The sequence below is a fragment of the Streptomyces sp. NPDC006798 genome (assembly GCF_040635975.1).
Lineage (GTDB): Bacteria > Actinomycetota > Actinomycetes > Streptomycetales > Streptomycetaceae > Streptomyces.
Window position 1 is genome coordinate 14,425 of record NZ_JBEYIS010000012.1, and the last position, 17,029, is coordinate 31,453.

Annotated in this window: 10 protein-coding genes; 5 read left to right on the forward strand and 5 right to left on the reverse strand. The window is 74.6% G+C overall.

The window, feature by feature from the left end; all coding sequences use genetic code 11:
- Positions 1-326: 326 nt before the first annotated feature.
- Positions 327-791, forward strand: coding sequence for a hypothetical protein (locus ABZ714_RS10465; RefSeq protein ID WP_358824773.1), 465 nt, complete (start codon positions 327-329; stop codon positions 789-791).
- A 204-nt stretch (positions 792-995) separates the two neighbouring features.
- Here the strand turns inward: ABZ714_RS10465 and ABZ714_RS10470 are convergent, their stop codons facing one another.
- From ABZ714_RS10470 to ABZ714_RS10485, 4 genes are all read right to left on the reverse strand, one after another.
- Complete coding sequence (locus ABZ714_RS10470; RefSeq protein ID WP_358824774.1) at positions 996-5,846, reverse strand: hypothetical protein; 4,851 nt, start codon at positions 5,844-5,846, stop codon at positions 996-998.
- 84 nt (positions 5,847-5,930) lie between these two features.
- Positions 5,931-6,839, reverse strand: a complete 909-nt coding sequence (locus ABZ714_RS10475; RefSeq protein ID WP_358824775.1) for a hypothetical protein — start codon at positions 6,837-6,839, stop codon at positions 5,931-5,933.
- A 100-nt stretch (positions 6,840-6,939) separates the two neighbouring features.
- Positions 6,940-8,466 carry a hypothetical protein gene (locus ABZ714_RS10480; RefSeq protein WP_358824776.1) on the reverse strand — a complete coding sequence of 509 codons (1,527 nt, stop codon included), beginning with the start codon at positions 8,464-8,466 and terminating at the stop codon, positions 6,940-6,942.
- Positions 8,467-8,591: 125 nt separating this feature from the next.
- Positions 8,592-9,329 (reverse strand): GntR family transcriptional regulator, encoded by a 738-nt coding sequence (locus ABZ714_RS10485; protein ID WP_358824777.1) that lies wholly within the window; start codon positions 9,327-9,329, stop codon positions 8,592-8,594.
- Positions 9,330-9,531: 202 nt separating this feature from the next.
- On the opposite strand from ABZ714_RS10485, the gene ABZ714_RS10490 reads away from it, so the two are divergent.
- The 4 genes from ABZ714_RS10490 (at position 9,532) to ABZ714_RS10505 (ending at position 13,121) form a co-directional block, all read left to right on the forward strand.
- On the forward strand, positions 9,532-10,809 hold the full coding sequence (locus tag ABZ714_RS10490; RefSeq protein WP_358824778.1) for an MFS transporter: 1,278 nt from the start codon (positions 9,532-9,534) through the stop codon (positions 10,807-10,809).
- Positions 10,810-10,879: 70 nt separating this feature from the next.
- Entirely contained in the window at positions 10,880-11,644 is a 765-nt protein-coding gene (locus tag ABZ714_RS10495) for a 5-oxoprolinase subunit PxpA (protein WP_358824779.1), read from the forward strand.
- Entirely contained in the window at positions 11,641-12,258 is a 618-nt protein-coding gene (locus ABZ714_RS10500) for an allophanate hydrolase subunit 1 (RefSeq protein WP_358824780.1), read from the forward strand. The genes ABZ714_RS10495 and ABZ714_RS10500 overlap by 4 nt, the downstream gene beginning before the upstream one ends.
- On the forward strand, positions 12,255-13,121 hold the full coding sequence (locus ABZ714_RS10505; RefSeq protein WP_358824781.1) for a biotin-dependent carboxyltransferase family protein: 867 nt from the start codon (positions 12,255-12,257) through the stop codon (positions 13,119-13,121). The genes ABZ714_RS10500 and ABZ714_RS10505 overlap by 4 nt, the downstream gene beginning before the upstream one ends.
- A gap of 232 nt (positions 13,122-13,353) precedes the next feature.
- Here ABZ714_RS10505 and ABZ714_RS10510 read toward each other — a convergent pair whose 3' ends face one another.
- Positions 13,354-17,013: a hydantoinase B/oxoprolinase family protein gene (locus tag ABZ714_RS10510; protein ID WP_358824782.1), complete on the reverse strand. Its 3,660-nt coding sequence runs from the start codon at positions 17,011-17,013 to the stop codon at positions 13,354-13,356.
- Between the last annotated feature and the right edge of the window lie 16 nt (positions 17,014-17,029).

A 17,029-nucleotide genomic window follows, 5' to 3' on the forward strand; every position in this document is an offset into this window, starting at 1 on the left:
GGGCTGTTGGCAACCCGGCCGATAGCGACCGGTACTGCGATATTCGCCCGCACTGTCGGTTATCGCGAGCCCGGGATGCCAACTCCTTTCCGGAGGGCGTCAGGAGGGCCCCGGGGCCCTGAGGGTGCCGGGCAGAGGTCGGCGGACCGGGGCGGGCAGGCTTCAGGGGCGTACGGCTTCGGTGTCGCGGGGCCGGACGGCCTCGGGGCCGTCGCATCCGGACACGGAATGGCCGGGCCGCCGCCGGTCGTGAGTAGAACCAGGTATTCCGGGCACCCAAGGCGGTACCGGAACGGATACGGGGGACGTGGGGAGTGACCAGGACCATGGTGAGGGGCGAGCGTCGCGAGGAGGCGGACCGCCCGGTACCGGGGGACGGCGTACCGCGACAGCTCTGGGTCGACGAGCCGACGACCCGGGCCAGGATGGCCGATCCCGTGCGCACGGCGGCGGTCCGGGCCGTGCTCATCGTCTCGCTGACCCTGATTCAGGCGATGGTCGCCTTTCTGTGCACCCTCGCCGGTTCGTGGCTCGCCTTCCCGATGGTGCTCAGCAGTGTCGCGAGTACGGTCGTGGCGACCTGGGCGGTTCTCGACGTCTGGATCACCCGTCAGGTCTGGAAGCAGCGGAACGGGGTGGTGTCCGAGCCCAGCAGCAGCGCCCGCGCGTTGCGGCGGGAGCGCCGCCGGGCGCGGCGCGCGGCGCGGACGGCCGCCCGTGAGGACGCGCGAATACGGCGCCGGGAGGGCGGGGACCGGGGCGGCCGACGGGTCGCCGAGGCCGAGGTCTGACCGGCCCTCGGCCCGGGCGGTGTCCGGGCCGGGCCGTGCTCCCGGCGTCCGGTCGGGCTCCGGAGGGTGGGCCGCCGGTGAGCGGTAGTCGCATCATTTCCGAGTCGGCATACGGCCGCGGGCAGGGCGTTTCCGCTGATCCGGTCCCCGCCGAGGGAACCGGTCCGGGGGAAACGTCCCCGCCGTGCCGGGTCCGGAGGGGGTTCAGCCCCCGGCCGGGGGCCGCGTGGTGTCGTCCGCCGGGGCGGCGGAGCCCGTACGGCTGGTGACGGGCGGGGTGCCGCCGTCGGCCGGGGACGGGATCGCGGGAGCCGGACGGCCGGAGTCCGCCGGGGCTGCCTGGGCGGGGACCACGGGCGGTTCCGCCGGGGCGCGCCGGAACATCCGGGTCGCGGTGATCTCGCCGTGGATCTGCTCGCCCGACGGGTCGGCCTGGGGCAGTCCGGGCCGCAGATGCTCCTCGACGCTGATGTACTTCAGGCCCGCCCGCAGGTCGGCATCGTTCCGCAGCCGGATCACCAGGGGGAACTCCGCCAGTGCCGTGGTGTCGAAGAGGCCCGTGGTGTAGAGGAGCTGGACGCCGAGGGCGTCGGAGACCGCGCGCTGCAGCTCCAGCAGATAGGTGGCGTTGGCCCGGCCGATGGGGTTGTCGAGGAAAAGCGTGCCCGCGTGGCGGTGCCGGTCCCGGCCCCGGTCGTTGCTGCGGAGCGCCGCCATCGTGCAGTAGAGGGCGATGGCGGCGGTCAGCAGCTGGCCGCCGGAGAAGACGTCGCCCATCTGCCCGACGGGGACCCGCTCGGCGCGCAGGACCGCGTCCGGCTTGAGGATCTCCACCGCGACGCCCTTGGGCTGGAGCGCCGCCTGCACCCCTCGGAGCAGCAGGGACATCCCGTCCCTGCGGCCTTCGCCGTAGGCGCCCGAGGCGTTCTTGCGCAGGGCGGCCCGGGTCGCCTCGTCGACGACCTCGCCGAGCCGCTCCGCGAGGGTCGCCTGGTCGGGCTCCTCGAAGCGGATCCGGAGGAATTCCTGGCCGGACCACTCCCCCAGCCCTTCGGGCAGCCGGGAGAGGCGCTGGGCGGAGCGGAGGGTGGCCAGGGCCGATTCGACCAGTCCGCGCAGCCGGTCGACGATGGTGTCGCGGTTCCGTTCCAGCTGGGCCAGTTCGTCGGTGAGGACGCGCAGCCGGGGCGCGAACGCCTCGGCCCAGGCGGCGGCGTGCTCCGGCAGGGCCGAGGCGGGCAGCTCCCGGATCTGCTGGCGGGCGGGGGTGCGGACCTGTTCGTAGCGGGTGGAGTTGGCGTGCCGGACGAGGACGTCGGAGGCTTCCCGTACGGCCGTCTCCGCCGCCGACAGATCGGTGGCGCAGCCCCGGAGGGAGCGGCGGGCCTCGGCGGCGGCCTGCCGGGCTTCGGCGAGGGCGTCGGTGTAGGGCTCGGGCGGCTCGGGGGCGTCGTCGTCCTGGTGGTCGCGGAGGAGATCGCGGAGCTGGGCGGCGGTCTCGTCGAAGCCGCCCGCGCCGTCCTCGGCGGTGCGATGGGCGGCCAGCAGGGTGCTGTGGGCGGCGCGGGCGGTGTCCAGCGCGTCGGTGCGGGCGGCCAGTTCGCCGGTGGCGGTACGCAGCAGGCTCTGGGCGTGCTCGGCGTCGGCGGGGACGAGATCTTCGGGCAGCTCCGTGTGGGCGGTGCCGTCGGCGGGGGCGAGCCGTTCGGCCTCGCCGCGCAGCCGGCCGAGTTTCTCGCTCGCCTCGGAGGTACGCGACTCCAGCATCTGGACGAGGGATTCGGCGCGGGCGGCGGCGGCCTGGCGGGAGGGTCCGTCGGCGCCGTCGGGGCTCTCCAGGAGCTGGGCGGCGCGGGTGCGGACCTTGTTGGTGAGCCGGTCGAGTTCGGCGAGGGCGGCGCTTTCGTCGCCTTCGGCGCGGGCCTGCTCGGCGCGGAGGTCGGCGCCGACGCCGACCTTCTCGTAGAGCGTGGACGCGGCCCGGTACGCCTCGCGGAGGGCGGGCAGGGACACCTTCAGCGGTTCGGCGGTGTCCGGTGTCCCGTCCGCTCCGTCCGGCTCGGGCTGTTCGGCGTGGTCGGGCGCGCCCGCGATCTCGGCGCGTTCGGCGCGCAGGGCGCGAGCGGTCCTGCGGGCGTCGTCGGCGGCGCGCTGGGCGGCGCGGCGGTCCTCGTCGGCGGCCTTGGCGCGCTCCAGACAGCTGGTGGCACGGGCTTCGGCCTCGACGGCGTCATCGGCGAGTTCCCGCAGTTTGAGCTGCCAGCCGGACCGTTCCCGGAGCCGGTGGGCGAGCCCGGCGAGGGCGTCGGCGGCCCGGCGGGCGCGCTGGGCGGTCTCCTGGCGTTCCTCGCGGATCCGGGCGGTCTCGGCGGCGACTTCGTCGGCCTCGGTCCTGGCGGCCCGGGCGACGGCCAGCTCCTCCCGGGCCGTCTCCGCGGTCTCCCGGGCGGTGGTGGCCCCTCCGGCGAGTTCGGCGAGCATGCCGGGCGGGCAGTCGGCGCGCCAGGAGGCGAGCCGGGCGGCGAGCGCGCGGTCCCCGGCGAGCCGGGCGGCGAGGGTCCTGATCTCCTCGTCGCGGGCGGCGGCGCGGGCGCGCAGGGCCTGTCGTTCCTCGTCGGCGGCGCCCTCGTCGTGCATGGCCGGATTGGGCGGTACGAGGAAGACGCCGGGGTCGCCCCCGGTGGCGCCGGGGCCGGGGACGGGGGCGAGAAGGGCGGCCGCGGTGCCGACGGCGACGGCGGAGCGCGGCAGCAGGGCGGCGCCGCCGAGGACGTCCCGGGCCCGGTGGTGGGACTCGGGGTCGGTGATGACGACGCCGTCGACGAGTTCGGGCCGGGCGGCGAGGACGGTGGCGTGGTCGGCGGGATCGACGGCCTGGGCGAGGTAGCGCCAGCCGGGGAGGGCGGGGATGCCGTGTTCCGCCAGGTATTCGACGGTGGCGAGGACATCGGGCTTCGGGGGCAGCAGTCCGCCGTCGCCGAGGGCGCCGAGGATCCGGGCGTCGTCGGCGGCGGCGGTCCGCAGGTCGAACAGCTGGCGCTCGGCCGATGTCACGTACTGGTCGAGCAGTTCGCGCAGGTCGTCGGCCCAGCGGTCGAGGTCTTCGGCGGTCAGCGGACCGTCGGCGCGGTCGGGCCGGGCGGCGGATCCGGCCGCGCGGGTTTCCGGCCGGTCCTGTCCGTCCGGGGCTCCCGGTCCGGACGGGGCGGGTGCGGGGAGGCTGAGGAGTTCGGCCAGCCGGGGGTCTTCGGCGATGGCGGCGGCGGCCCGGTACTCGGCGGCGTGGGCGTTCTCGGCGGCCGCGGCGGCGTCGGCGGCCCGGGCGGCGGCCAGTTCGGCCCGGGTCTCGGCGGCGGCGGTCTCCTTGGCCCGTTCGGCGGCGGTCCGGCCGGTCTCGCGGGCGGTGTCCCAGGCCGCGACGGCGGTCTTCTCGGCGTCGCTGGCGGCGAGGGCGGCCCGGGCGGGGTCGGCGTCGGGGGCGGTGTCGTCGAGCCAGCCGGCCCGTACCGCCTCGTCGGTCTCCTGGGCCACTTCGGCGAGCCGCTGGCGGAGGTGGCCGATCTCGCTCCGGGCGCGCTGGGCGGCCGTGGCGGCGGCGGTGGCGTCGCGGTGCGCGGCCTCGCCCGCTTCCTGGAGGGTCGCGGAGCGTTCCTCCTGTTCGTTGGCGAGCCCTTCGCCGCGGGCGGCGGCCGCGTGCAGGGCGCGGACGAGGTCGGCGGCGGCCTCGGCCCGGGCGGCGAGGGCGGGCGCCGCGTCGCGTTCGGCCTCGCGGATGGCGGCGGCGACCCGGGCGGAGCGGTCGGCGGCGGCCCGGTGGCGCAGTACGGCCTCGGCGGCCTGCCAGGCGGAGTGCAGGGTACGGGCCTCGGTGAGTTCGCGGCGCTGGGCGGCGGCGCCCTTCTCGGCCGCGGCGAGGGCCAGGGACGCGTGGCGGTAGGCGAGTTCGGCGGCGACGAGGGCGCTTCGGCCGCGGGCGTGTTCGGCCTCGGTGACGGTGTGGGCGGCGGCGGTGACCTGCTGGGCGAGGTCGGCGGCGCGGCCCCGTTCGGCACCGGCGCGGGCGAGCAGGCGCCGGGCGAGGGTCCTGGCGCGGCGCTCGGCGGCGGTGTGGATCTCCCGGGTCCGGCCGCGGCGGTCGGCGGCCTCGACGATCCGGTGGAGGAGGTCGACGGAGCCCGCGGTGAAGTCGCGTTCGGCGGTGAGTTCGGCCCGGCGGCCCAGTTTGTCGCCGAAGCCGCCGACGAGGTCGGCGAGGCCGTCGGTGTCGCGGGTGTCGGTGACGGCCCGCAGCAGCAGATCGGTGAAGTCGGAGTCCTTCTTGACCGCGAAGAGTCCGGCGGCCTCGCCCTCGTCGGCGTTCATCTCGCGCTGGTAGCGGAAGAGTTCGGGGTCGAGGCCGAGATCGCCGAGGTGCTCGTTCCAGCGGTCGTGGATCTCCTCCCAGTGGACGTCGAGATGGGGGTACGCCTTGCCCGCGTCGGTCAGCGCGTCGCGGAAGCCCTTCATGGTGCGGCGGCGGCCCCGGGCCCCGGAGGCGCCTTCGGCGGCGGGCCGTACGGCGGTGGACTCGGCGACCGGGAGGGAGTCGAGGCCGAGTCCGGGACCGGGCCGGAAGGAGTACCACGCCTCGGCGAACTTGCGGGGGTCGTTGGAGACCTGGCGGCCGCGCCATTCGCTGACCTTGCCGACGACGACCGGTTCGCCGGTGAGGGTGTGCTGCCATTCGAGGGCGACATGGCCGCAGTCGTCGGCGAGCAGGAACTTGCGCAGGACACCCGAGCTGGCGCCGCCCAGGGTGTTGCGGTGGCCGGGCAGCATCACCGAGAAGATCAGCTTGAGGAGTACGGACTTGCCGCCGCCGTTCTCCAGGAACAGGACGCCCGCGGGGGCGGGGCGGCGGGGCGGGCCGACCGGCTCGTCCTCGAAGAACTCCGCCTGGGTGGGCGCGGGGTCGGGAACCGGGTCGCCGACTCCGCGCAGATCCAGCACGGTGTCGGCGTAGCGCGCACCCGCGGGCCCGATGGAGTAGAGGCGGACGCGGGACAGCTCGTACATGGCTACGGACTCTCAGGGGTCGACTGGTCGGGGCGGACGGCGGGAAGGCGGTAGGGGCGGGCGGGCGGTGGAGGCCGGACCCGCTCAGGCGTGGAAGGGGAGACCGGCGTCGGCGGCGAGTTCGAGGTCGTCGCCGTCGGGCGGCGGCAGCAGGGTGGCGGTGCCGTCGCTGACGGGGACGACGCCGAGATCGAGGAGTTCGGCCATGGCGGCGGTGCCCGCGAGATCGCGGACCTGGAGCTGGTAGCGGGCGGTCGTCCGGTAGGTGCCTCCGGCGTCGTCGCCGGTGCGCTGGAGGAAGCCGGAGTCGGTGAGGAAGGCGGCGGCCTTGCCGACGATGCCCGTGGTGGAGCCGGCGAGTCGGCGGGCGTCCTTGGTGGCTCCGGTGGCGCTGCGGCGGGCGTAGACGCGCCAGGCGGATTCGAGGCCGGGGGCGCCGGTGGCCGGGTCGGTGTTCTCCCCGGCCGCGTCGGCGCGCTCCTCCAGCCTGCGGCACGCCTGGCGGACGAAGGCGTCGACGCCGTTGACGGTGATCCGGCCGATATAGCCGTCGTCGGCGAGGTCCTCGGGCCGGGGGAAGGCCATGGCGGCGACGGCGAGATGGGCCAGTCCGTGCAGGAAGCGGTCGGCGGAGTCGGCGGAGGCCCGGCGTGCGTAGTCGCCCATCCGGACCGCGAAGACGGAGTCCTCGCCCGCGGTGACGGCCATTCCGGCGCGCGGGGAGACCTCCAGGACGACGAGTCCGAGTCCGGTGGCGACGGCGTCGGCGAGCCGGGCGAAGGGGGTGTCCTCGCGGTAGCGGCGGAGGAGGTCGGCGTACTCCGCGTCGCGGGCGGGGAGCAGTTTGGGTTGCAGGCCGAAGGAGACCAGGCGGGCGGCGTCGGCGGCGTCGGCCGGGGTGACGGCGGGGGCGCCCGGGCCCGGGGACCCCGCGGGGGCGGGCGCGTCGGCGGCGTCGCGCCGGGGATCGCGCTCGGGGTGCGGTTCGGTCACTGGACGGGCTCCTCGTGCGGCTGCGGGGTGCGGTGGTACGGGGCGGTGCGCTCGGGTACGGCGCCGGGGGCGCGGCGGTCCGGGCGCGGCCCGCCGGGGGTCATGCGGCTTCCGTGCGGTCGGCGGCCATCCCGGCCGCGTCGAGCAGGGCGGTGCCCACGATGAGATCGGCGCCGCCGAATTCGGGGTCGTCGAGCCGGGTGCCGTCGTCGACGGCGAACAGCAGCCGCTCCTCGCCCTGGCGGTAGGCGGTGCCGACCGGGGGGCTGGCGGCGTGCACGGCGAGCAGGGCGACGAGATACGGCAGGTCGGGGTCGTGGCGGCGGGCGTCGGCGAGCAGTCCGGAGAGACGGCGCGGCGCGTCGTGTTCCAGGTCGAGCAGTTCCATCGCGCGGGCGAGCTGTTCCTCGGAGAAGCGGCTGTCGTCGGGGGTGGCGATGAGATCGGGCTCGGGCATCTCGGCGCCCAGGTGTTCCCGTTCGACGGGGGGTGTGAGCAGCAGCTCGACCAGGTCGCCGACCCGGACGGACGAGGGGGTGCGCAGTCCGGTGCCCCGGGTGAAGAAGGCGTCGGTGACCCTGATCGCGGATTCCAGGGGCAGCGGCAGGAGGGGGGCGACGAGCTGGCCGTAGAGGTCGAGTCCGGTTCGGGTGGTGGGCCGGGCGAAGGCCTGCCGGTCCTGTTCGGCGCGGAAGAGGGGGCCCGCCTCCAGCAGCCGGGACTGGAGCTGGGTGTGGCGGCGGATGCAGTCCTTGACGATGTCGACGAGTTCGGCGGCCCGCCGCTTGTGCTCGGGGTCCTCGGCCTCGTCGCGCGCCTTGCGGATGTTGGTGAGGATGGCGTTCTCGTGGCGGTAGCGGTCGGCGACGTGGTCGAGGGCTTCGGCGATCATGTCGGGGACCGTGTTGAGCCAGTCCACCGCGCGGACGTTGCGCCGGGTGGCCTCAAGCGTGCGGCGGAGGGTCTCCGAGTACTGCACGGTGCGGTAGCGGGCCTGTTCGGCGGCGAGCTGGGCGTCGGCCAGTCTGCCCCGGCTGATCAGGACCTCCAGCTTGACCTCGGCGGCGATCTGCGCGCTGGTGACATCGGTGTCGAGGGCGCCGACGAGGACGTTGACCGCCTCGTCGGTGGTACGCAGATAGACGGCGCCGCCGTAGCCGGGGACCTCTTCGACGAGTTTGAAGTCGTAGTCCCGGCGGGTGTAGACACCGTCCGCGCCGAAGGTGCCGTAGACCGCGCGGAAGCCGCGGTCGACGCTGCCGACGTTGATCAGGTTCTCCAGCACCCAGCGGGCGACGCGCTCGTGTTCGGCGGCGGGGCGCGCGGGGGCCTGGGCGGTGATGCGGGGCAGCAGTCTGGCGATGATCTGCTCGTGGTCGGCGCCGGTGTCGAAGTCCATGTTGAGGGTGACGAGGTCGATGGCGGCGAGGGCGACCTCCGCCATCGCGTAGACCGAGTACTCACCGGCGAGGTTCGCCTTGCGGACGTCGAGGTCGTGCAGCGGGGCGGTACAGGCGAGCGCGCGGAGCCGCCGCGCCAGCCCTTCGTCGGCGGCCGGGCCCTGCGCGGGTCGCGGCCCCGGGCTGAGCTGGGGCGGAACGGTTTCCGTCGAGGCGGGCGAAGTCACGGTGGACAGATTAGGTCCTCGCACTGACAACGGTCGAAACGACGAAACGCGACAGTTGTCCGGATGGCGTCGCCGGGTGGCGGGACCGGGCGCCGCCGGTCCCGGCGCGCCGCTCGCGGGGGCGGTCAGAACGCGTCGGTGTCCTCGTCGGCGACGACCCGGGAGTACACCTCGACGAGCTGGGCGCGGGAGTCCTCCAGATAGTCGGCGAGCAGGCGCTCGGCGGCGGTCCGGTCGCCGTCGCGGAGCGCTTCGAGGATCGTGCGGTTGCGCAGGAGATAGGGGCGGTGGAGGCCGCGGGGGTCGTCCACGACGTGGAAGGCGAGCCTCAGCTCGGCCAGGACGCCGCGCATCAGTTCGTCGGTGCGGGCGCTGCCGGCCAGGGCGACCAGCTCGCGGTGGAAGTGGATATTGGCGGTGGCGACGCCGGTCCAGTCCGCCTCGTGCTCATGGCGCTCGCCGGTGGCGACGGCCGTTTCGAGACCGTCGAGGGGGTAGGGGGGCTCGCCGAGGTCGTGGACGACGGCGCATTCGACGAGCCGGCGGGTGCGGTAGATGTCGGCGACGTCGCGGACGGCGAGTCTGCGGACGAAGACGCCCCGGTTGAGCTGGTGGACCAGCAGCCGTTCGTGGGTCAGCAGCCGGAACGCCTCGCGGAGCGTGTTGCGGGAGACGTTGAGGGCCTTGCCGATGCCTTCCTCGGAGAGCCGTTCGCCCGGCCGGAAGTAGCCCTCGGCGATCCGGCCGCGCAGGATGTCCGCGACCCGTTCGGCGGTGCTGGTACGGCTCAGCAGCGCCCGGTCGTCCGCGAGACCGCCCGCGGTCGCGCCGGTTCCGCTCGTTCCCCGTCCCGTTGTCGCCACAACACCCCTTCTCTCCCGTCCCGGCCGTTTCAACCCGGCGCACGGTAGCCATCGTAGAAGGGCGCGACGAGCCGACGCGCCCCTTGTCGGATCGTTCAACAATCCTCTAGCTTGACGGAACAGGGTCGCTGCCGCCACGCGGGCGGTGCCGCCCGTGCTCCGCTCCGGCGTTCCATGCGCTTCTTCCTGCTGCGAGGTGCAGATGAGTACGGTCCGGGTACAGCCGACGAAGGATGGATCCACCGAGGACACCGGCGCTTTCGCCTGGTTGAGGGCGCTCGGGCCGCGCGGACGCCGCGCTTTCGGCGGTGCGTTCGGGGGCTACGCCCTCGACTCGTACGACTACTTCACGCTGCCGCTGAGCATGATGGCCATCTCGGCCTACTTCTCCCTGGACAACGGGCAGACGGGGCTGCTGACCACGGTCACGCTGGTGGTCTCCGCCGTGGGCGGCGCGCTGGCCGGGATCCTGGCCGACCGGATCGGCCGGGTGAAGGCGCTGATGGCGACCGTGATCACCTATGCGGTCTTCACCGTGGCCTGCGGCTTCGCCCCCAACTACGAGACCCTGCTGGTGTTCCGCGCCCTCCAGGGGCTGGGCTTCGGCGGCGAGTGGGCGGTCGGGGCGATCCTGGTCGCGGAGTACGCGCGGGCCGAGCACCGCGGTCGTACCCTCGGCGTCGTCCAGAGCGCCTGGGCCGTCGGCTGGGGGCTCGCGGTCCTCGTCTACACCCTGGTCTTCGAACTGCTCGACCCGGACACGGCCTGGCGGGTCATGTTCTTCACCGGCGCCGCCCCGGCCCTGCTGGTGATCTATGTACGACGGCATGTGAAGGACGCGCCCCGGGTGGAGACGGCGCGCGACGGCGATGCGCGGCGCGGCTCCTTCCCGGCGATCTTCCGGCAGGACCTGCTGCGGGTCACCCTCTTCGCCACCCTGCTCTCCACCGGCGTCCAGGGCGGCTACTACACCCTGGCGACCTGGGTGCCGACCTACCTCAAGCAGGAACGCGGACTCACCGTGGTCGGCACGGGCGGCTATCTGGCCCTGCTGATCTCGGGCGCCTTCCTCGGCTATCTGACCGGGGGCTATCTCACCGACCGAATAGGCCGCAAGAACAACATCCGGCTCTTCGCCGTGCTCTCCGCGGCGGGTGTGCTGGCCTACTCCCAGCTGCCCGCCGGGGAGAACGGGCTGCTGCTGGCCCTCGGGTTCCCGCTCGGGTTCTGCATGTCGGCCATCTTCAGCGGATTCGGCTCCTTCCTGAGCGAGTTGTATCCCACCGAGGTCCGCGGCACGGGCCAGGGCTTCACCTACAACAGCGGGCGGGCGGTGGGGGCCTTTCTGCCGACCCTGGTCGGCTTCCTCTCCGACAGCTGGGGAGTCGGCGGAGCGCTGGCCCTGGGCGCCGTCGGCTACGGTCTGGCCGTCGTGGCCCTGCTCGGCCTGCCCGAGACCCGGGGCCGGGAGCTGCTGTGACGGCGGCGGGCCGGTCCGGCCCGTCACCGTGATCACCGAAATACGACTCCCCCGGGAGAGGAGAAACCGGATGTCCTGGGCGTCCATCGATCTCAACGCCGATCTGGGCGAGGGGTTCGGCCGCTGGCGGCTGACCGACGACCTGGCGCTGCTGTCGGTGGTGACCAGCGCCAATGTCGCCTGCGGCTTCCACGCGGGGGACGCGGCGACCATGCGGGAGGTGTGCGGCTGGGCGGCCGAGCGGTCGGTACGGATCGGGGCCCAGGTCTCCTACCGGGACCTGGCCGGGTTCGGGCGCCGGGCGATGGAGGTACCGGCCCGGGAACTGTCGGCCGAAGTCGCCTATCAGATCGGCGCGTTGGGGATCTTCGCCGCGGCGGCCGGTTCCCGGGTGTCGTACGTGAAGCCGCACGGCGCCCTCTACAACCGGGTGGTACGGGACGAGGAGCAGGCGGCGGCCGTGGTGGAGGGGGTACTGCTCGCGGACGGGCGGCTGCCGCTGCTCTCCCTGCCGGGGTCGGCGCTGCACACGGCGGCGGAGAAGGCGGGACTGCCGGTGATCACGGAGGGGTTCGCCGACCGGGCCTATACGGCGGAGGGCACCCTGGTGCCGCGGGGACAGGAGGGGGCGGTGGTCACGGACGAGGCGGCCGTGGTCGAACGGTCGGTCGGCATGGCCCGCTTCGGGACGGTCACCACGTACTGCGGACGGACCATACCGATGCGGCCCAGGTCGCTCTGTGTCCACGGGGACACCCCGGGCGCGGTGGAACTGGCCCGCCGGGTGCGGCGGGGACTGACGGAGGCGGGGGTCCGGGTGGAGGCGTTCGGATGAGGTCGCTGCGGGTGGGCGAGCGGGGGCTGCTGGTCGAGCTGGCGGACGGGGAGGAGGTGGGGGCGCTCCACGCGGAGTTGCTGCGCCGCCGGGCGGAGGGGCGGCTGCCGCCGGTGGCGGAGATCGTCCCCGCGGCCCGGACCGTGCTGCTGGACGGGGTGGCGGATCCCGGGGGGCTGGCGATGGAGCTGGCCGGCTGGGAGCCCGCGCCGCCGGTCACCGAAGGCGCGGGCACGGTCGACGTGCCGGTCCGTTACGACGGGCCCGATCTGGCGGAGGTGGCGGCGCTGTGGGGGGTGCCGGCGGAGGAGGTGGCCGCGATCCACTCGGCGGTGGAGTTCCGGGTCGCGTTCTGCGGTTTCGCCCCCGGCTTCGGTTATCTGACCGGGCTGCCCGCACGGTACGCGGTGCCGCGCCGGGCGACGCCGCGGACGGCGGTGCCCGCCGGGGCGGTCGGTCTCGCCGGGCCCTATACCGGGGTCTATCCCCGGGCGTCGCCCGGGGGCTGGCGGCTGATCGGGCGGACCGAGCTGGAGTTGTGGGATCCGGGCCGGGAACCGGCCGCGCTGCTGTCGCCGGGGGTACGGGTGCGGTTCGTTCCGACGGCTTCATGACCGATCGGGCGGTGGTGGTGGTCAGGGCCGGGGCGCTGACCACGGTTCAGGACTCGGGAAGACCGGGGTACGCCCATCTCGGGGTGCCCCGGTCGGGTGCCCTGGACGCGCCCTCGGCCCGGCTGGTGAACCGGCTGGTGGGCAATCCGGTGGACGCGGCGGTGCTGGAGACCACGGTCGACGGCTGTGCGCTCCGGCCGCGCCGGGCGGTGACGGTGGCCGTCGGCGGGGCGCCCTGCGGAGTGCGGGTGGACGGGCGCCCGGTGGCGTGGGGCGCGCCGGTACGGGTGCCGTCGGGGGCACTGCTGGACATCGGCCGGGCGGCCCGGGGGGTGCGGACGTACGCGGCGTTCGCGGGCGGGATCGCCGTGGATCCCGTCCTGGGGAGCCGGTCGACGGATCTGCTGTCGGGTCTCGGTCCTCCGGTGCTCGCCGCCGGAACGGTGCTGCCGCTGGGCGGTCCGGGCGGTCCGCCGTCCGGTGCGGGCGGGGTGGTGCCGTGGCCGGGGCCGCCCGCCGAGTTGGTGCTGCGGATCCGGACGGGGCCCCGGGCGGACTGGTTCACCCCGGCCGCGCTGCGGGCCCTGGTCTCCGGTGGTCACCGGGTCTCCCCGGCGAGCAACCGGATCGGGATCCGGACGGAGGGCCCGCCGCTGGGGCGGGCGCGGAAGGGGGAGTTGCCGAGTGAGGGAATGGTGCTGGGCGCGGTCCAGGTCCCGCCGGACGGGCGGCCGGTGGTCTTTCTCGCGGACCATCCGACGACGGGCGGCTATCCGGTGGTCGCGGTGGTCGACGGCCGCGATCTGCCCGCGGCGGCCCAGGCGGTCCCGGGCACTCCCGTCCGGTTCGTCGCCCTGTCCTGACGCCGCCGGGCCGGGCGGGCCCGCGGTGCCGACCGCGCCCGCTGTCCGCGTACGGCCGGGACGGGCGGTACCGGTACGACCGGAACGACCCGTCGGACGGGGTGGCGGGTGGCCGCCGGGCGGGGCCGGGCGGGTGGGTCGCCGGGCGCTTGAGGAGGCGGGAATCGACGAAGCCGGTGGGTCCGTGGGGTGCGGTGGACCGGGCGGGCCCTGGGGCGCGCCGCCGGGTGGCTCACCCGGAGTGCGCGGGGTGCTCCGGACGCGGGGGATCGCCGGGGGTGCCGTAGCCTCCGCCGCCCGGGGTCACGACGACCAGGACGTCGCCCGGCGCGACCTCGGCCGTATCGGTTCCGGCGAGCGGGGTGACCGTACCGTCGGCGTGTTCGATCCGGTTCTCGCCGAGCGCGCCCGGCGCGCCGCCCGCCATGCCGTAGGGGGCGATCCGGCGGTGGCCGGTGAGCAGGGCGACGGTCATGGGTTCGAGGAAGCGCAGCCGCCGGACGACCCCGTTCCCGCCGTGCCACCGGCCCGCTCCCCCGCTGTCCGGGCGGACGGCGAAGGAGTCGACCCGGACCGGGTAGCGCCATTCGAGGATCTCCGGGTCGGTCAGCCGGGAGTTGGTCATATGGGTCTGTACCGCGTCGGCTCCGTCGAAGCCGTCGCCCGCGCCGGAGCCGCTGGCCACGGTCTCGTAGTACTGCACCCGGTCGTCGCCGAAGGTGACGTTGTTCATCGTGCCGGAGCCCTCCGCCTGGACGCCGAGGGCCGCGTAGAGCGCGCCGGTCACCGCCTGGGACGTCTCGACGTTCCCCGCGACGGTCGCGGCGGGCGGTTCGGGTGCCAGCATCGACCCGGGCGGTACCCGGATGTCCAGTGGTTCCAGACAGCCGCTGTTGAGGGGGATGTCCTCGCCGACGAGGGTACGGAAGACATAGAGCACGGCGGCCGTGACCACGGAGGTGGGCGCGTTGGTGTTGTCGGGCCGCTGGGGGGACGTACCGGCGAAGTCGATCACGGCGCTCCGGCGGGCGCGGTCGACGCGGACGGCGACCCGGATGACCGCGCCGCCGTCCGTCTCGTAGGCGTAGGAGCCGTCGCCGAGCCGGGCCACGATCCGGCGGACGGACTCCTCGGCGTTGTCGCGGACGTGCCGCATATAGGCCCGTACGACATCGAGGCCGAACTGGTCGACCGTCTTGCGGAGTTCCGCGATGCCCTTCTCGTTGGCCGCGATCTGGGCGCGCAGGTCGGCGATGTTGGCGTCGGGCGCGCGGGAGGGGTGGCGGGCCCCGGTGAGCAGGTCCCGGGTCTCCCGCTCCCGCAGCCGGCCGTCCCGGACCAGCAGCCAGTTGTCGAAGAGGACGCCCTCCTCCTCGACGGTGGTGCTGAAGGCGGGCATGGAGCCGGGGGTGATACCGCCGATCTCGGCGTGGTGGCCCCGGGAGGCGACCAGGAACAGCAGCTCGGTGCCGGAACCGTCGTAGACGGGGGTCACGACCGTCACATCGGGCAGATGGGTGCCGCCGTGGTACGGATCGTTGATCGCGAACACATCGCCCGGGCGCATTCCGTGGCCGGTGCCGTCCCGGTCGCGCCGGAGCACCTCCTTGATGGAGTCGCCCATGGAGCCCAGATGGACCGGGATGTGCGGGGCGTTGGCGATCAGATTGCCCTCGGCGTCGAAGAGGGCGCAGGAGAAGTCGAGCCGTTCCTTGATGTTCACGGAGTGCGCGGTGTTCTCCAGCCGGACGCCCATCTGCTCGGCGATGGCCATGAAGAGGTTGTTGAAGACCTCCAGCCGTACGGGGTCGACGGCCGTTCCGGCGGCGGCCTCGGCCGGGCGGGGCTCGGCCCGGGTGAGCAGCAGATGCCCGACGGCGCCTGCTTCGGCGCGCCAGCCGGGGTCGACGACGGTGGTCGCGTCGTCCTCGGTGAGGATCGCCGGGCCGGTGACGGTGTCGCCGGGGCGCAGGTCCGCGCGGCGGTACAGGGGGACGTCCCGGCGGGCGCCCTCGGTGTGGAGGGGGACGAGGGCTCGGGGCGCGGGCCTCCGTCCCGGGTGGTCCGCGGGCGGCGGCGCGGCCTCGTCCGCCGGATGCCGCTCCCCCGCCGCGCCGGTGGCCTCGACCGAGACGACCGCCAGGACCAGGGGTTTCTCCATGGTGAAGCCGTATCGGGCCCGGTGGGCGGTCTCGAAGGCGTTCCGCATCGCGGTGGCGTCGGCGAGTGGTACGGGCAGCCCGGCGTCGGTGCCCTCGTAGCGGATGACGACCCGGGCCCGGGTGGTGATGGATTCGTCGGGTACGCCGTCGGCGCGCAGTTCGGCCCGGGTGCGGTCGGCCAGCCGGTCGCAGAGCTCCCGGACCTGCGCGACGGCGGGTCCGGTCAGTACGGTCTCCACGGACCGCTCCCGCATCGCGGTGGCGTCGGCGAGCCCGATGCCGTAGGCGGAGAGCACCCCGGCGAGCGGCGGTACGAGGACGGTGCCGACGCCCAGCGAGTCGGCGACCGCGCAGGCGTGCTGGCCGCCCGCGCCGCCGAAGGAGGTGAGGGCGTAGCGGGTGATGTCGTGTCCCCGCTGTACGGAGATCTTCTTGACCGCGTTGGCCATATTGAGGACGGCGATCTCCAGGAAGCCCGCGGCGACCTCCTCGGGGCCGTGGTCGGTCCCGGTCTCGCGGCGGACGCGCTCGGCGAGCGCGGCGAAGCGCTCGCGGACGACGCCGGCGTCGAGGGGCTGGTCGCCGTCGGGTCCGAAGACGGCGGGGAAGTGGCCGGGCTGGATCCGGCCGAGCATCACATTGGCGTCGGTGACGGTCAGCGGTCCGCCCCGGCGGTAGCAGGCCGGGCCGGGGTCGGCGCCCGCCGAGTCGGGCCCCACCCGGTAGCGGCGGCCGTCGAAGTGGAGGACCGAGCCGCCGCCCGCGGCGACGGTGTGGACGCTCATCATGGGGGCGCTCATCCGCACGCCCGCGACCCGGGTGCCCAGTTCGCGTTCGAACTCCCCGGCGTAGTGGGAGACATCGGTGGACGTACCGCCCATGTCGAAGCCGATGACCCGGTCGCATCCGGCCTGGGCGGCGGTTCCGGCCATGCCGACGACCCCGCCCGCGGGGCCGGAGAGCACCGCGTCCTTGCCCCGGAAGTGGGCGGCCTCGCGCAGTCCGCCGTTGGACTGCATGAACAGCAGCCGGATCCCGGGGAGTTCGGCGGCGACCTCGTCGACGTACCGCCGCAGAATGGGCGAGAGATAGGCGTCCACGACGGTGGTGTCGCCCCGGGGCACCAGTTTGATCAGCGGGCTGACCTCGTGGGAACAGCTGATCCGGGTGAAGCCGAGGTCCCGGGCGGCGTCGGCGACCCGGATCTCGTGTCCGGGGTGCCGGTAGCCGTGGAGCAGGACGACAGCGGCGGAACGGACCCCGGCGTCCCGGACTGCGGCGAGACGTTCGGTGACTGCGGTGAGGTCGAGGGGGCGGACGACCGTGCCGCGGGCATCGACCCGTTCGGGGATCTCCACGACGTGTTCGTAGACCGGCGACGGCAGCTCGATCCGGCGGTCGAAGATCCGGGGCCGGTTCTGGTAGGCGATCGCGAGGGCGTCGCCGAACCCCTCGGTGATCAGCAACGCGGTGGGTTCGCCGCGCCGCTCCAGCAGGGCGTTGGTGGCGACGGTCGTCCCCATCCGGACCGTGCCGACCCGTTCGGCGGGCACGGGTTCGCCGGGCGCGAGGCCGAGGATCAGCCGGATCCCGGCGACGGCGGCGTCGCGATAGCGCCCGGGGTCGTGGGAGAGGAGTTTGCGGGTGACGAGCCGCCCGTCGGGCCGCCGTCCGATGACATCGGTGAAGGTGCCGCCTCGGTCGATCCAGAACTCCCAGCGCCCGGTCATATCCCCATTCTGAACC

Excerpts from the sequence above, each read along its gene's own strand:
- ABZ714_RS10465 (WP_358824773.1), top strand. The coding sequence starts at position 327 with ATGGTGAGGGGCGAGCGTCGCGAGGAGGCGGACCGCCCGGTACCGGGG.
- ABZ714_RS10500 (WP_358824780.1), top strand. The coding sequence starts at position 11,641 with ATGAGGTCGCTGCGGGTGGGCGAGCGGGGGCTGCTGGTCGAGCTGGCG.
- ABZ714_RS10470 (WP_358824774.1), bottom strand. The coding sequence starts at position 5,846 with ATGTACGAGCTGTCCCGCGTCCGCCTCTACTCCATCGGGCCCGCGGGT.
- ABZ714_RS10490 (WP_358824778.1), top strand. The coding sequence starts at position 9,532 with ATGAGTACGGTCCGGGTACAGCCGACGAAGGATGGATCCACCGAGGAC.
- ABZ714_RS10510 (WP_358824782.1), bottom strand. The coding sequence starts at position 17,013 with ATGACCGGGCGCTGGGAGTTCTGGATCGACCGAGGCGGCACCTTCACC.
- ABZ714_RS10505 (WP_358824781.1), top strand. The coding sequence starts at position 12,255 with ATGACCGATCGGGCGGTGGTGGTGGTCAGGGCCGGGGCGCTGACCACG.
- ABZ714_RS10495 (WP_358824779.1), top strand. The coding sequence starts at position 10,880 with ATGTCCTGGGCGTCCATCGATCTCAACGCCGATCTGGGCGAGGGGTTC.